The organism is Streptomyces sp. XH2 (genome assembly GCF_049725035.1).
GTDB lineage: Bacteria > Actinomycetota > Actinomycetes > Streptomycetales > Streptomycetaceae > Streptomyces > Streptomyces roseoverticillatus.
Map to the genome: position 1 here is coordinate 399,218 of NZ_JBMMMZ010000002.1, position 14,670 is coordinate 413,887.

Annotated in this window: 14 protein-coding genes; 4 read left to right on the top strand and 10 right to left on the bottom strand. The window is 75.3% G+C overall.

Annotated features, from left to right (window positions below):
- Nucleotides 1-70: 70 nt before the first annotated feature.
- From ACOTKD_RS05430 to ACOTKD_RS05440, 3 genes are all read right to left on the bottom strand, one after another.
- On the bottom strand, nt 71-907 hold the full coding sequence (locus ACOTKD_RS05430; protein WP_424887975.1) for a hypothetical protein: 837 nt from the start codon (nt 905-907) through the stop codon (nt 71-73).
- A 197-nt stretch (nt 908-1,104) separates the two neighbouring features.
- Nucleotides 1,105-2,115: an N-acetylmuramoyl-L-alanine amidase gene (locus ACOTKD_RS05435; protein WP_424887707.1), complete on the bottom strand. Its 1,011-nt coding sequence runs from the start codon at nt 2,113-2,115 to the stop codon at nt 1,105-1,107.
- Nucleotides 2,116-2,153: 38 nt separating this feature from the next.
- Nucleotides 2,154-2,792, bottom strand: coding sequence for a class I SAM-dependent methyltransferase (locus tag ACOTKD_RS05440; protein ID WP_424887708.1), 639 nt, complete (start codon nt 2,790-2,792; stop codon nt 2,154-2,156).
- 142 nt (nt 2,793-2,934) lie between these two features.
- On the opposite strand from ACOTKD_RS05440, the gene ACOTKD_RS05445 reads away from it, so the two are divergent.
- Both ACOTKD_RS05445 and ACOTKD_RS05450 read left to right on the top strand, forming a co-directional pair.
- Nucleotides 2,935-3,501 carry a superoxide dismutase family protein gene (locus tag ACOTKD_RS05445; protein ID WP_424887709.1) on the top strand — a complete coding sequence of 189 codons (567 nt, stop codon included), beginning with the start codon at nt 2,935-2,937 and terminating at the stop codon, nt 3,499-3,501.
- A gap of 124 nt (nt 3,502-3,625) precedes the next feature.
- Nucleotides 3,626-4,066, top strand: coding sequence for a hypothetical protein (locus tag ACOTKD_RS05450; RefSeq protein ID WP_424887710.1), 441 nt, complete (start codon nt 3,626-3,628; stop codon nt 4,064-4,066).
- Between the two features lie 235 nt (nt 4,067-4,301).
- On the opposite strand, the gene ACOTKD_RS05455 is transcribed toward ACOTKD_RS05450, so the two are convergent.
- The 4 genes from ACOTKD_RS05455 to ACOTKD_RS05470 form a co-directional block, all read right to left on the bottom strand.
- Entirely contained in the window at nt 4,302-5,483 is a 1,182-nt protein-coding gene (locus ACOTKD_RS05455) for a bifunctional RNase H/acid phosphatase (protein WP_424887711.1), read from the bottom strand.
- A gap of 5 nt (nt 5,484-5,488) precedes the next feature.
- Nucleotides 5,489-6,232, bottom strand: a complete 744-nt coding sequence (locus ACOTKD_RS05460; RefSeq protein WP_424887976.1) for a zinc ribbon domain-containing protein — start codon at nt 6,230-6,232, stop codon at nt 5,489-5,491.
- Nucleotides 6,233-6,245: 13 nt separating this feature from the next.
- On the bottom strand, nt 6,246-7,085 hold the full coding sequence (locus ACOTKD_RS05465; protein ID WP_424887712.1) for a Nif3-like dinuclear metal center hexameric protein: 840 nt from the start codon (nt 7,083-7,085) through the stop codon (nt 6,246-6,248).
- 66 nt (nt 7,086-7,151) lie between these two features.
- Nucleotides 7,152-8,180: an ABC transporter substrate-binding protein gene (locus ACOTKD_RS05470; protein ID WP_424887713.1), complete on the bottom strand. Its 1,029-nt coding sequence runs from the start codon at nt 8,178-8,180 to the stop codon at nt 7,152-7,154.
- Between the two features lie 314 nt (nt 8,181-8,494).
- Between ACOTKD_RS05470 and ACOTKD_RS05475 the strand changes: the two genes are divergently transcribed.
- Together ACOTKD_RS05475 and ACOTKD_RS05480 are read left to right on the top strand one after the other, a co-directional pair.
- On the top strand, nt 8,495-11,005 hold the full coding sequence (locus tag ACOTKD_RS05475; protein WP_424887714.1) for a hypothetical protein: 2,511 nt from the start codon (nt 8,495-8,497) through the stop codon (nt 11,003-11,005).
- Between the two features lie 264 nt (nt 11,006-11,269).
- Nucleotides 11,270-11,428, top strand: a complete 159-nt coding sequence (locus ACOTKD_RS05480) for a hypothetical protein (RefSeq protein ID WP_424887715.1) — start codon at nt 11,270-11,272, stop codon at nt 11,426-11,428.
- Between the two features lie 114 nt (nt 11,429-11,542).
- Here the strand turns inward: ACOTKD_RS05480 and ACOTKD_RS05485 are convergent, their stop codons facing one another.
- The 3 genes from ACOTKD_RS05485 to ACOTKD_RS05495 form a co-directional block, all read right to left on the bottom strand.
- Complete coding sequence (locus ACOTKD_RS05485; protein WP_424887716.1) at nt 11,543-12,484, bottom strand: 3-oxoacyl-ACP reductase; 942 nt, start codon at nt 12,482-12,484, stop codon at nt 11,543-11,545.
- 14 nt (nt 12,485-12,498) lie between these two features.
- Nucleotides 12,499-13,581, bottom strand: a complete 1,083-nt coding sequence (locus ACOTKD_RS05490; RefSeq protein ID WP_424887717.1) for a Zn-dependent alcohol dehydrogenase — start codon at nt 13,579-13,581, stop codon at nt 12,499-12,501.
- 190 nt (nt 13,582-13,771) lie between these two features.
- A complete protein-coding gene (locus ACOTKD_RS05495) occupies nt 13,772-14,635 on the bottom strand; it encodes a MaoC/PaaZ C-terminal domain-containing protein (protein ID WP_424887718.1) in 864 nt (287 codons plus the stop codon).
- Nucleotides 14,636-14,670 lie beyond the last annotated feature (35 nt).

Consider the following 14,670-nt stretch of genomic DNA (forward strand, 5'->3'; position numbering starts at 1 on the left):
CCCCGCGCCGCGCACGGGCGCGCGCGCCGCGCTTACCCGGGGCGGGCCCCCCGTCCGTGCACCGCGCGCGTCAGCCGCGCTGGATGCCCGTCGTGTCCTGCAGCAGGCCGCGGCGGCCGTCCTGCGTCTGCGCGACCAGGGCCTGGCCGCGCTGCTCCACCGCGAGGTACCACGTGCCGGGCGCGAGCTCGGCGATCTGCGTCGGCGAACCGTCCTCGCCGTACAGCGGGCGCGGCACCGGCACCGCGAACCAGAACGGGGCGAAGTCCCCGGCCGGGGCCGCGGACTGGCCGGCGGCGGGCGACGGCGCGGCCGCGGCACCGCCGAGGCTCGCGTCCGGCTGGCCCTGCTGGGCGCCGTAGGGCTGCTGGGCGCCGCCGTACGGACCGGCCTGGGCACCGCCCGGGCCCGGGTAGCCGTAGCCCGGGTTCGGGCCGGCGCCGTACGGGGACGGGGCCTGCGGGCCCGCGGCGTTCACCAGCGGGGCCTTCAGGGCCGGGATGCGCGGGGTCATCAGCGCCGTGGCGGCCAGGGCCGCGTTGGCGAGGAGGCCCAGGATCTGGCCGACGCCCGGGGACACGCCCTGGGCGCCGCCGATGATCGTCCACAGCGAGGACCACGCGGCGAACACGGCGAACGCGGTGCCCCACTGGCCGAGCTCCAGGCCCACGAGCTTGCGGCCCTCGGGCTGGAAGCGGGCGGCGACGATGAGACCGGCGGCGATGATCCCGGCGAGGAAGATCGACGGCAGGACGGGGAAGAGGCCGGCCTTCCAGCCGTTGGGCTCCGTGGGGCAGATCGAACCCGCGCAGTCGTACGAGTAGAAGCTGAGGAACGAGGCGATGAACAGCAACACCGCTGCTCCGATCACCACGCCGTCGCCTCGAGTGAGGGAGCGGATGTTCACTCTCATGTCCTTTGTCAGTGTGATCATTAACGTCGCTGTCGCCGGCACGCGAGGATGCGGGGGCGCGGGGGTGGCCCCCCATCGTACGGGTGAACCTATCGCCTGCACGGTCGGGGCGTCTTCTTCGTATCTGCCTCGTGACAAGCCCGTGGTCTGCGCGGACGGCCGCGCCGGCGGCCCCGGGGCCCGCTTCGGACCTACCCGTCCAGGAAGTCCGTGATGCCGTCGGCGATACCCTGCGCCGCCTTCTCCCGCCAGGCCCCGTCCGTCAGCAGGGCCGCGTCCTTCGGGTCCCGCATGTTGCCGCACTCGATGAACACCTTCGGCACGGTCGAGAGGTTGAGGCCACCGAGGTCACCGCGGGTGTCCAGGCCCGTACCGCCGCCGATGTAGTTGGACGCGGCACTGCGCGTCACCCGCACGAAGTGGCCCGCGATCCGCACGCCGAGCTCCTTCGACGGCCCGACGATCGGCGCGGTGTCCGCGCGGCCGCCCTTGACGGAAGCGGGCAGGATCACATGGAAGCCGCGGTTGCCGACGGCCGAGCCGTCGGCGTGCACGGAGACGGCGGCGTCGGCGTGCGCCCGGTTCCCGATCGCCGCACGCTCGTCCACGCACGGGCCGTACGGACGCTCCCCGTCGTGCGTGAACACCACCTTGGCGCCCTGCGCCCGCAGGATCGTGCGCAGCCGGTGCGCGACGTCGAGGCTGAACGAGGCCTCGGCGTAGCCGTCGTCCGTGGACGTGCCGGTGGTGTCGCACTCCTTGCGGCCCGTGCCGATGTCGACGGAGCGGTCGATCTCCGCGGTGTGCTCGCTGTTGCGGATGTTGTGCCCGGGGTCGACCACGACCACCTTGCCCTTGAGGGGCCCGTCGGGCAGCGGCCCGTCGTCCGCCGCGGCCGGCGAGGGACTCTGCGCGTCCGCCGGCGCGGACGACCCGGGCGCCGAAGGCTCCTTGCCCTCCGGCGAGGGCTGCCGGGACGGGGCCCGCGACGCGGGGGCCCCGCCGGGCGACGCCGCCGACGCGGCGGCCACCGGCGCCTTCTTCCCGCCGTCCGCCTCCGCGTCCCACAGCAGCCAGCCCGCGACCCCGGCCGGGACCAGGGCCGCCACCGCGACGACTACGGGCGTGCGGAAGCCGGCCGGGCGGCCGGGGCGGCCGGCGCGCGGCGAGCGGGGGAAGCGGGGAAAGCTGCCTTTGGACACCCGGCGATGCTACGCCGCCGCCCCGCCGCGCAGGGACCCTACGCCGTAACCGGTCCGCGCCGCAGCACCCGCAGCGACCGCGTCACCGACACCTCGGTGAACTCCCCGGATTCCAGTGCCCTGAGGTACACGCGGTACGGGGCCTGCCCGCCGTCCGCCGGGTCCGGGAACACGTCGTGGATGACCAGCAGCCCGCCCGGCGCGAGGTGCGGGACCCAGCCCTCGTAGTCGGCCGTCGCGTGCTCGTCGGTGTGCCCGCCGTCGATGAACACCAGCCCCAGCGGCTTCCCCCAGAGCGAGGCCGCCAGCGGCGACCGCCCCACGAGCGCCAGCACGTGCTCCTCCAGCCCCGCCTGATGCAGCGTGCGCCGGAACACCGGCAGCGTGTCCATCCGCCCCACGGTCTCGTCGACGAGCGAGGCGTCGTGGTACTCCCAGCCCGGCTGCTGCTCCTCGCTGCCCCGGTGGTGGTCCACGGTGACCGCCGTCGTCCCCGCCTCCCGGGCGGCGGCGGCCAGCAGGATCGTCGACCGGCCGCAGTAGGTGCCGACTTCGAGCAGCGGCAGCCCCAGCCCCGCGGCCTCCTCGGCGGCGGCGTGGAGGGCGAGCCCCTCGTCGAGCGGCATGAACCCCTTGGCCGCCTCGAACGCGGCGACTATCTCGGGCTTGGGCGGCATGTGTCGTCCTCCTGGGGGTACGCGGTGGTCGGCTCATTGTCCTCACCGGCCGCCGCGCGCGGTGCGTGAGGGGCCGATACCGTGGGAAGCACGAGCGGGGGACGCAGGAAGCCGCTGTCAAAGCTCCCGAAAGGGGCGGAAGATGTCCTTCGCCGTAGCGCTGCTCGCCGCATCGACGCTCGCTCTCTCCCCCGTGGGCCTCTCTCCCGCGGGCGACGCCCACAAGGACGGCGCCGACGTCAGCGCCGTCTTCGCCGACCCCACGGGCGATGTGCTGCGCGCCGTGACGTTCGACGGCGACGCGATCCCGCCGGGCGCCCGCGTCACCGTCACCGAACGCACCGGCCGCGACGGCACCCGCATCCACCTGCGCCTGTACGGCGTCGATCCGGACCGCACGTTCGGCGCCCACGTCCACACGAACCCGTGCGGCACCCGCCCCGAGGACTCCGGCGCGCACTACCAGCAGGTCAAGGACCCCGAGCAGCCCTCCACCGACCCCGCGTACGCCAATCCGCGCAACGAGGTCTGGCTGGACCTCACCACCGACCGGCGGGGCGACGGCGCGTCGTCCACCTCGGTCGCCTGGCGCTTCCGCCCCGGCGAGGCCCGCTCCGTCGTCATCCACGAGCACGCCACCGACACGGCCCCGGGCCGGGCGGGCACGGCGGGGGCGCGGCTGGCGTGTGTGAACGTGCCCTTCGCGTGAGCGTGTTCATCGCGTGAGCACGTCCTTCGCATGAGTTCGAACGCAAGGGCGGGGCACTCGCAAGGGTGATCGTGTGCGCCGCCGGCCCCGGGCGCCGCTCCCCGCGCCGTAGCCTGCTCCCGCCATGAACGATTTCGTTGACGAAGCACGCTCGCGCGTCGCACACCTGCTCCGGATGGCCAACACCACGGACGACCGGGTCAGGGCACGGATCATCGAGTACGCGGACACCACCCCGGAGCCGCCTGTCATGAGCCGGGCCGGGATCGTCACCACCGGATGCGCGCAGTGCCTGAGGACTGCGTGGCGGCAGCAGGACGCGGAAGGGCCCGTGTGGGTCTGCGCGTCGTGCGGCCACGTCGAAGGAGTGACCGTGAACTGTCCCCATTGCGAGGTCGCCATGACCCCGCCGCCGCCCGGAGCCCCGGACCGGTGGCAGTGCCCCCAATGCCCTCGGGTCGCGGCCACGGGTGAGAGCGCGCAGGACATCGAGGAACGGGAGCGGCAGCGGGTCGTGGCCGTCGCCGCGCTGGAGGAGGCGATGGCCCTGCGGGCGGGCGAGTGAGGGGTTCGCGGAGTGCGGTGCGCCCGCCGGCGGGTGCGGTGCGCCTGCCGGGTGCGGGGCTCCGCCGGGCGGGCAGTCGTTCGGCTGCGGGCCGTGCGTGGCTGGTCGCGCAGTTCCCCGCGCCCCTTACGGGGCTACGGTCGGCAACTTCTTCCGCCGCAGCGGCGCGAAACCACCACGTGCCTGACCGGCGGTGCCGAACCGAGCTCGAGTCGGGTGCAACACCGCCGCAGGCTCACCGCAGGTGCCCCGTGTCGTTCAGCAGCCGCAGCGACGCGTTGCCGTCCGCGTAATAGGCCACGGCCGACACCGACGCCGCCGAGAGTTCCATGCGGAACAGGGACTCCGGCGGGGCGCCGAGGGCCAGTCGTACGAGCGTCTTGACCGGCGTCACATGCGTGACCAGCAGGACCGTACGGCCCGCGTACCGGGCGAGGAGCTTGTCCCGCGTGACGGACATCCGGCGGGCGACCGCGGCGAAGCTCTCGCCGCCGCCGGTCGGGGCGGCCTTGGAGGAGGCGAGCCAGGCGTCGAGGTCGTCGGGCCAGCGCTCGCGGACCTCGGCGAACGTCAGGCCCTCCCAGGCGCCGAAGTCGGCCTCGCGCAGGCCGTCTTCGACGCGGACCTCCAGGCCGAGGCGCGCGGCCACGGCCGCGGCCGTCTCGCGGCAGCGCCGCATCGGCGAGGAGACGACGGCCTGGATGGTGCCGCGGGCGGCGAGCGCGGCACCGGCGCGCTCGGCCTGGTGCAGGCCCACGGGCGACAGCTCCGGGTCGCTGCCGCCGCTTCCGGAGAATCGCTTCTGCGGAGTGAGGGCCGTCTCGCCGTGCCGCAGCATGACGAACGTGGTCGGCGCCCCGAGGTCGGCGGGGGCGGCCCAGCCGACGGGGGCGGCCTTGGGCTCCGCGAGGGGCTCGGCCTCGGGCCCGGCCGCGCGGACGGCCGTCCGGGCGGCCGTCCGCTCGGCGAGCGCCGCCGCGGAGGCGCCCGCGTCCCACTGCCGGCCCGCCTTGCCCGCGTCCATCGCCTCGTTGGCGAGCCGGTCCGCGTGCTTGTTCTCCTCGCGCGGGATCCACTCGTAGGCGACCTGCCCCGCGGGGAAGAGCGCCCGCGCCCGGGCGGCCAGCGGCCGCATGTCCGGGTGCTTGATCTTCCAGCGGCCCGACATCTGCTCCACGACGAGCTTGGAGTCCATCCGGACCCGGACCTCGGCCGCGGGGTCGAGGGCCTTCGCGGCCTCCAGGCCGGCGATGAGGCCCCGGTACTCGGCCACGTTGTTCGTGGCGGTGCCGATGTACTCGGCGGCCTCGGCGAGCGCCTCGCCGGTCACCGCGTCCAGGACGACGGCGCCGTAGCCGGCGGGGCCCGGGTTGCCCCGGGAACCGCCGTCCGCCTCGACGATGAAGCGAGGAGCCATCGGGCTTACAGGCCCGACTCGTTGGTGCGGACCAGGATGCGGCTGCAGTTCTCGCAGCGGACGACCTGGTCCGGCGCGGCGGCGCGGACCTCGTTGAGCTCGGTGATGTCCAGCTCCAGGCGGCAGCCCTCGCAGCGGCGCTGGTTCAGGCGCGCCGCGCCGATGCCGCCCTGCTTCTCCCGCAGCCGGTCGTAGAGCTTCAGCAGGTCGGCCGGGACGGAGGCGGCGACGATCTCGCGCTCCTTGGTGACCGAGGCGGTCTCGGCGTCGATCTCGGCGACGGCGGCGTCGCGGCGCGCGACGGCGTCGTCGACCTTGGCCTGGACGGAGCCGACGCGGCCGGTCAGCTCGGTGACGCGCTCCTGCGCGGACTCGCGGCGCTCCATGACCTCCAGGACGACGTCCTCCAGATCGCCCTGGCGCTTGGCCAGCGAGGCCACCTCGCGCTGCAGGTTCTCCAGGTCCTTCGCGGACATGCCGACGCCGGTGTCCAGGCGCTGCTGGTCACGGGCGGCGCGCTGGCGGACCTGGTCGACGTCCTGCTCGGCCTTGGTCTGCTCGCGGGCGGTGTCGCTCTCCTCGGTCTGCGCGGCGACGAGGAGGTCGCGGTGCTGGGTGAGGTCGGCCTCGAGGGAGGCGATCTCGGCGTGCTCGGGCAGGCTCCGGCGCTTGTGGGCGAGCTGACCGAGGCGGGTGTCCAGCGCCTGGAGGTCGAGGAGGCGGATCTGGTCTGCGGGCGCGGCGTTCAGTTGGGGGCTCCTGTTAGTGGTTGGTGACGGTGGACGCCGCGTGGGCGGTCCAGGGGTCGGTGACGATCTTGGAGACGTGGGTGCGCAGTCCCCAGCCGTGCCGGTCGGAGATCTCGTCGAGCTGGGCGGCGGCCTGCTCCACCCACGGCCATTCGGTGGCCCAGTGGGCCGCGTCGACGAGCGCCAGCGGGCTGTGCTGCTGGGCCTCGGAGGCGGGGTGGTGGCGCAGGTCGGCGGTGACGTAGGCGTCGACGCCGGCGGCGCGCACCTCGTCGAAGAGGGAGTCGCCGGAGCCGCCGCACACGGCCACGGTGCGGAGGGTGCGCTCCGGGTCGCCGGCGACCCGGATGCCCTGCGCCGTGCCGGGCAGGTGCTTGGCGGCGCGCTCGGCGAACGCGGCCAGGCTCATGGGCGGGTCGAGCTCGCAGACGCGGCCGAGGCCGCGGCGGCCTGCCGGGTCCGCCGGATCGGGCACGAGGGGGCCGGTGACGCGCAGGTCGAGCGCGCCGGCGAGGGCGTCGGAGACGCCGGGGTCGGCGCGGTCGGCGTTGGTGTGCGCGACGTGCAGGGCGATGTCGTGCTTGATCAGGGTGTGCACGGCGCGGCCCTTGAAGGTCGAGGCCGCGACGGTCGTGGTCCCGCGCAGGTAGAGCGGGTGGTGGGTGACCAGCAGGTCGGCGCCGAGCGCCACGGCCTCGTCGACGACCTCCTGCACGGGGTCGACGGCGAACAGCACCCGGCCGACCGGGGCCGCGGGGTCGCCGCAGACGGTGCCGACGGCGTCCCACTGCTCGGCCTGCTCCGGGGGCCAGAGGGCGTCGAGGGCGGCGATGACTTCAGACAGTGCGGGCACGGAGGAAAGGCTACCTGTCCGCCGTGCCCGCGCGGGCTCCGCCCGATCCGGGGCGCACGCCGGGCGTCACTTCACGAGGAAGCCCCGCAGGTCGTCGAGGACCTTGTCCGCGGCGGTGACGCCCAGGCCCAGGTACCAGGTCTCGTCCGAGACGTCCTTGGCGCGGCCTTCCTTGACCGCGTTCAGGTTCTTCCACAGCGGGTTGTCCTGGACGGTGTCGCGCTTGGTCTTGTCCGGGGCGCCGTAGACGCCGGTGAAGATCCAGTCGGCGTCGGCCTGGTCGATCTGCTCGGGGCTGATCTCCACGGCGAGCTTGTCGGCCTGCTGGTTCTTCGGGCGCGGCAGGCCCGCGTCCTTGAGGATCGTGCCGATGAAGGACTGGCCGGCGTACAGGCGCGTGAACTGCGGCAGGTAGCGGACCATCGAGATCGTGGGCTTCTTCCCGCCGAGGTCCTCGCCGAGCTTCTTCGCCTTCGCCTCGTACGCGCCGAGGTTCTTCTTCGCCTCGGCGGTCTTGTCGAGCGCGGCCGCGTTGAGGAGGTAGTTCTCCTTCCACGTGAAGCCCGGGCGGACGGAGAAGACGGTCGGGGCGATCTTGGCGAGGTCCTTGTAGTTCTTCTCCGCGCGCAGCTTGCTGCCGAGGATCAGGTCCGGGTGGAGCTCGTTGATGGCTTCCAGGTTGAGGTTGTTGATCGTCCCGACGTTCTTCGGGTCGCCGGCGTCCTTCTTCAGGTACTCCGGGAGCTCCTGGCTGCCCTCGCTGGGAGCCCAGCCGACCGGCTGGATACCGAGCGAGACCACGTTGTCGAGCTCGCCGACGTCGAGGACGACGACGCGCTTGGGGCGCTCCTTGAGTTCGGTCGTGCCGAGGGCGTGCTTGATCGTGCGCGGGAACTGCCCGGGCGCGGCGTCGGTGCCCATCTTCGCCGTCTGCTCGCCGGCCTTGCCGAAGTCCTTGCCGCTCTCCGACACGGCCTTCGAGCCGCTGCCGTCGTCCTTGCCGTTCCCGCCGTCCGATGAGCCGCAGGCCGCGAGGGCGAGCGCGGCGACTGCGGACAGGGCGACGGCGGCGGTGCCGCGGCGGCGAAGGGACATCACGTACTCCAGGGTCGGGTCCGGCCGACCGGCCGTCACGGCCGGCGGGTGGTCAAGGGGGCCTCTTCAGCCACCCCCCGCGACTACTTAGGCTCGCCTTACCTTACGTGACGGCATGGAACGCGCGAAGCACACCCTCCTCGTACCCCTCAGGCGAATCGGACAAGAGCCACCCTTACGCGTGAAGCGGGCCGACTCTCATTGTTCGGCAGGAAGTGCGATAACTACGTTCTGTGCCGGAGGTGACGTTTCTCATGACGGTCTGTGCCCCCCAGAGCACCCCGCAGAGCACCCCGCGGAGTGGCTCGACGGACATGAGGCGCCCGGCGTTCACGGTCACGGCGAACGGCTCGTACGCCGCCCGGCTGGCCCTCGACGGCGCCACGGGCGGCTGGTTCCCCGAGCGCTGGACCCTCGACGGCCCCGAGCCCTACGCCGTGCCGCTGCCCGGCAGCCAGCCCGAGGAGCCCGACAGCGAGGTCCAGCCGCTCGCCGACGGCCGGGTCCTCATCCGCCGCCGGGTCGCCGAGCGGCACACGCTCTCGCTGCTCTACCCCACCGGCCCCGGCACCGGGGAGCTGCCGGTCGGCGCCGTCGAGTGCGCCCGGCTCTCCCTGCTGCCCCCCGCGCCGGGCGGCTCCTCCGCCTACGGGCTCGTCCACGCCGAGCGCTCGACCGCGCTGTGGCGGCTGCACGGGGGCGCCTTCGGGCCCGAGCGGGTCGTCGAGGTGCCCGGCCGCTGCACGGGCGGCGCCTGGCTCGACCGCACGGGCCGGCTCCTCGCCCTCGACCGCGAGCTGGACGGCCGCACCAAGACCGTCGTGGTGGACCTGGAGCGCGGCGGCGAGACCAGCCCGCTCCTCCAGATCACCGAGGACAGCAACGACCGGCTGCTCCTCGCCGACCCGTACAGCGGCCTCCTCCTCGTCCGCTCCGACGCCCCCGGGCAGGACCGGCTCGGCTGGGGCGTGCTCGGCTCCGCCCGGCCCGTCCGCTTCCCCGAGTGCCTGCGCCCCGCGGGCGCCGTGCTCACCCCCTTCGCCACCCAGCCCGGTCAGGAGCTCACCCCCGAAGGGTGCGCGGTCTCCTTCCGGGTCGAGGGCGCGACCGGCAGCTGGGTGGGCGTCTGGCGCCCCTCGGGCAAACAGCTCCAGCAGTTCCCGGCGCCCGCCGGCTGGCTCGTCGGCGCGGGCCTGTGGACCAGCGGCGGCGAGCTGCGGCTGCCGTTCGTGACGCCCTACGTGCGCTGCGGCCTGGCCCGCCTGCGGCTGCCGGAGGCCGAGCGCGGAGAAACACGGGATACCGGCGGGCGCGGCGGTGCCACGAGCGGGGCGGGGCCGGCGGCGGGCGAGGTGCGGGGCGCGGCGGGTCCGTCGGCGCCGGCCGGGGCGCCGGCCGCGCCGCGGGAGGCCTCGCGGCCCGCGTCGCAGCCGCTGCCGCAGGTGCCCCGTCCGGGCCCCGGCCAGGAGCAGCCGCCGGCGCAGGAGGCTGCCGCGCAGCCGGTTCCGCTGCGGCAAGAAGCGCCCCGCGCGGCGCCCCGCGCGGCGCCCCGGGCGGGGCGGCCGGCGCCGTCGCTGCAAGTGCCCCGTCCGGGGCCCGGTCAGGAGCAGCCGCTGCTGCAGGAGGTGCCGCGGCCGGAGCCGGCCTCTCCCGGGATGCAGCCGCAAGTGCAGCCGCAGGCGCAGACGCGGCACGACGGGCTTCGCCCGGAGCCGGAGCCGGCGGTGGCGCCCGCCGCGCAGCCGGTTCCGCTGCTGCACGGGCTGCCCCGCGCGGCGCCCGGGATGCCGCAGCCGGCACCGGGCCGGGCGCCCCTCGGCGCGCCGCCGCTGCGCACGGTCCCGCAGCCCGAGCCGCCGGAGCCGGCCTTCACCGGGGCGCGGCCGGAACAGACACCTCCGGGGGCGCCGCAAGCGCCGTTGCTGCGTGAGGCCCCGCAGCCTGAGCCGCTGCGGGCGGCCCGGCCGGAGCAGTTCTCCCCGGGGGCGCTGCAGCCGCCGGCGGGCGAGGCCCTGCGACCGGTGCCGCCGCAGCTGTCTCCCGTGGCGTCGGAGCCGCCGTCGCTGCACGAGGCCCCGCGGCCCGCGTCATCGTCGCTGCTGTCCCGGCCCGAGGCGAGCATCGACGTACCCCCGCAGTCACCCTCGCTGCACGAGGTCTCGCGGCCCGCGTCATCGCCGTCGTCCCGGCCCGAGGCGAGCTCTGCCGTACCGCCGCAGTCACCGTCGCTGCACGAGGCCCCGCGGCCCGCATCGCCGCCGCTGCCCTGGCCCGAGGCGAGCACTGCCGTACCGCTGCCGCACGAGGCCGCGCGGCCCGTATCGCCGCTGCTGCCCCGGCCCGAGTCGGCCGCCGCGCCGCCGCAGCCCGCGTCGCTGCTGCAAGAGGTGCCCCGCCCGACGGCCACCTCCGCGCCGTGTTCCGAGCCGCCGCTTCCGCCGGTGCGGGAAGCGCCCCGGGCGGACACGCCGCCGCAGCCGGGCCCCCGGGCCCACGCCGAGCAGGCGCCCCCCGCCGCGCCGCCGCAGATGCCGTTGCTCCGCGTTCCCGTCCCGCCGCAGGACGGCCCGCTGCTGGAGCGGCCGCATGAGGGGCTGTCACCCGGCGTGCCGCAGGCGGGTCCGCAGGGGCCCGTGGCCATGCCCCCGACCGGTGGCACGGCGCCCGCCGAGCGCGCCGAGTCGCCCGCCTCGGTCTGGACCGCCGTGGACCCCGCCGGCGCCCACGGCCTCTCCGGAGCGGCCATGCCGGGAGCGTGGTCGGCGGCCGCGTCCAGGCCCGTGCCCCTGCAGCAGGCCCCGCTGGGCCGGGAGCCCCGGACCTGAAGCGGCGCGCCGAGAGGCGCCCCGGAAGGTCCCGGAAGGTGCGTGCAGCGGGAGCCGACTCGCCGCCCGGCCGGGTGGCCTCGGCGATCAAGGTCCCGTTAGAATCCGGGCGGGGGTTGCGTGGCTGTACCGGGCGGACACCGTTTCGTGAGCCGAACGGCCGTGCGCGGAGGGCGTGTCGGCGTCCGCCGACACCGTGCGCCACTGCCGTGGCAGCCCCTACGCGCACAGCACGCATCCCCATCCGACGGAGTGACTTTCCCCATGCCCGACGCCCGAACCGACACGACCGAGGCGCGCCCCCTTGAGGCGTCCGCCCAGGCCGCAGCCGCCGGCTCCGGCAGGCACCGCGGTCCCGCTTCCCCCGACGACAACAGCGCACCCGCCCACGGCAAGCACCGCCGTACGCCGGAAGGCCACTGACCGCAGCCGTCCACGGCTCCGGTCAGCCCTCGGGCGCCGGGTGGTCCCGCTCAGCGGAGACCCCCGGCGCCCGAGGCGTTTCCGGGGCCCCGCGCCATGTGAGCCGGCGCCCCGTCAGCCGGGGCCCAGCCGCCACACCTCCGGTGCCGCGAACGTCTCGCCCGGCGGGCGGCCGGCGAAGTGCGGGGTGAGGAGGCCGTCCAGCTCCTCGGCGGTGAAGACGTCCTTCGCCGTGCCGAACCGCGCCGCGACCTTCGGCCGCTCCATGACGGCGACCATCCCGCCGTGCACGAGGAACACCTGCCCGGTCACCCCCGCCGCGGACGGCGCGGCGAGGTAGCCGACGAGCGGCGCGACGTGCCCGGGGTCCAGCGGGTCGGGCCCGCCGGCCTCCGGCGCGCCGACGCCGGCGAAGACCTGCTCCGTCATCCGGGTGCGGGCCCGCGGGCAGATGGCGTTCGCCGTCACCCCGTACTTGCGCAGGGCCTCCGCCGTCGACGTGGTGAGGCCGACGATGCCGCCCTTGGCCGCCGCGTAGTTGGGCTGGCCGGGCGAGCCGATGAGGAACGCCTCGGAGGAGGTGTTGACGACCCGTCCGTACACCGGCCGCCCGGTCGCCTTCGCCCGCTCCCGCCAGTGTGCGGCCGCGAAGCGCAGGGTGTTGAAGTGGCCCTTGAGGTGGACGCGGATCACGGCGTCCCACTCGTCCTCGCTCATGGAGAAGAGCATGCGGTCGCGCAGGATGCCGGCGTTGTTGACGAGGACGTCGAGCGAGCCGCCGCCGGTCTCGACGGCGAGCCGTACGAGATCGCGGGCCTGTCCGAAGTCGGCGACGTCGCCGGCGTGGGCGGTGGCCCGGCCGCCCGCCGCCCGGATCTCGGCGGCGACGGCCTCGGCGGGCCCGGAGGACGCCTCTCCGGAGCCGTCCGGGCCGGGCTGCCCGTAGTCGTTGACGACGACGTGGGCGCCGAGCCGGGCCAGTTCGAGGGCCTCGGCGCGGCCGAGGCCGCGCCCCGCGCCGGTGACGATCGCGGTCCTGCCGTGCAGGGACACCATGTCCGTCACCCCCCTCAGATCTCTATGCACGTACGGAGCGCCTCGCCCGTCCGCATCTGTTCCAGCGCGTCGTTGACGCCGGACAGCGGGACCCGGTGCGTGATGAGGCCCGCGAGCTCGATGCGGCCGGCCCGCCACAGGCTGATGGCCCGTTCGTAGGAGCGCCGGACGTCGCCGCCGCCGTACAGGGAGGGCAGGATCTTCTTCTCGTCGAAGAACAGCTCGAACATGTTGACCTGGAAGAGGTCGTCCATGGCGCCCGCCCCGACGACGCAGAGGGTGCCGCCGCGCCGGGTGGCGTCGTAGGCGGCGCGGGCGGTGGCGGAGGTGCCGACGACCTCGAAGGCGTAGTCGAAGCCCTCCCCGCCGGTGACGCGCGCCCGGGCGTCGGCGAGCGCGTCGGGCGGCACGGCCTCGGTGGCGCCGAAGCGCAGTGCGGCCTCGCGCCGGGAGGCGACCGGGTCGACGGCGACGATCTGCGCGGCGCCCGCGGCCCGCGCGCCCTGGACCGCGCAGATCCCGACGCCTCCGCAGCCGATGACGGCGACGGAGGAACCGGCCTCCACGTCGGCGGTGTTGAGGGCGGCGCCGAGGCCGGTGGTGACGCCGCAGCCGATGAGGGCGGCGATGTCGTAGGGCAGGTCGTCCGGGATGGGCACGGCGCAGCCCGCGCCCACGACGGCCTCCTCGGCGAAGGTGCCGGTGCCGGCGAAGCCGAAGAGGTCGGCACCGGAGCCGCCCAGGCGGAAGTTGGGGGCGCCGGCCGCCATGAGGCCGGCCAGGCACAGCTGGGTCTGGCCGCGCTTGCAGGCGGGACAGCCACCGCAGGACGGGAGCCAGCAGACGAGGACGCGGTCGCCGGGCCGCAGTCCGGTGACGCCGTCGCCGACCGCGACGACCTCCCCGGCGCCCTCGTGGCCGGGGACGAAGGGGACGAGCTGGGGCAGCACCCCGGTCATGGCGGAGAGGTCGGAGTGGCAGAGCCCGGTGGCCCGCATGCGCAGCCGGACCTTGCCGGGGCCGAAGCCCACCGCTTCGACGTCGTCGCGGACGTCGAGCTCGGGCCGTCCTGTCTCGTGCTGTACGGCTGCGCGCATGACCACTCCTCTGACGCGGTTTCCGATGCGCAGTGCGTGTCGGTTGCGGTGGCTGCGGGATCCGCCGGACTCCCGCCGTCGTGGTGGCCTCGCCCCGGCGGCGGGCTGTTGTTTCCGCTGCCGTTTCCGCCGCTACGGCGGGGCCGTGCGGGTCGCATCCGGTGGGTGTCCCACGGGTGCGGCCGCGGACTCAGCCGTGCGTGACGACGGTGTCCGCGAGCACGGGGGCGTCGTCGCGCTCCACGGCGGTCACGGTCACCTGGATCCGGCCGGGCGCCGGGGTCTCGCGCCACATCCGTACGCGCAGCGTCTCGCCGGGGTAGGCGACGCCGGCGAAGCGGGTGCGGTAGGCGCGGACGCGGGTGACGTCCCCGGCGAGCGCGGTGTCGACGACGGCCTTGAGGGCGATGCCGTACGAGCACAGGCCGTGCAGGATGGGCCGGTCGAAGCCCGCGCGCTTGGCGAAGTCGGGGTCGGCGTGCAGGGGGTTCCAGTCGCCGTTGAGGCGGTAGAGCAGGGCCTGGTCCTCGCGGACGGGGCGCTCCACGGTGTGGTCGGGGGTGCGGGCGGGCTGCTCCAGGCGGGTGGAGCTGCCGCGTTCGCCGCCGAAGCCGCCTTCGCCCTTGACGAAGATCTGGCTCTCGCTCGTCCACAGCGGCCCCTCGGCGTCGGCTGCTTCCGCGCGCAGCACGATGACGGCGGCCTTGCCCTTGTCGTGGACGGCGGTGACGCGGGAGGTGTGGGAGACGGCGCCGCGGGCGGGGAGGGGCCGGTGCACCTCGACGGACTGCCCGCCGTGGAGCACGGCGGCGAGGTCGATGTCGATGCCGGGCGCGGCGAGGCCGCCGGTCTGGGCCATGCCGCCGCCGGCGACGGTCGCGAAGCTCGGCAGGACGTGCAGCCGGCTTTCGAGGGTGTAGCGGAGCTCGTCCGGGTCGGTGGCCGGGGTGCCGGCGCCGATGCCGAGGTGGTAGAGCAGGACGTCCTTGTGGTCCCAGGTCAGGGACGTGCGGCGGGGCTCGGCGGCGACGGCCTGGCGTGCGTCGATGGGCATCGGGAACCTTCCTAGAACGCGTTCTAGCCGATCCG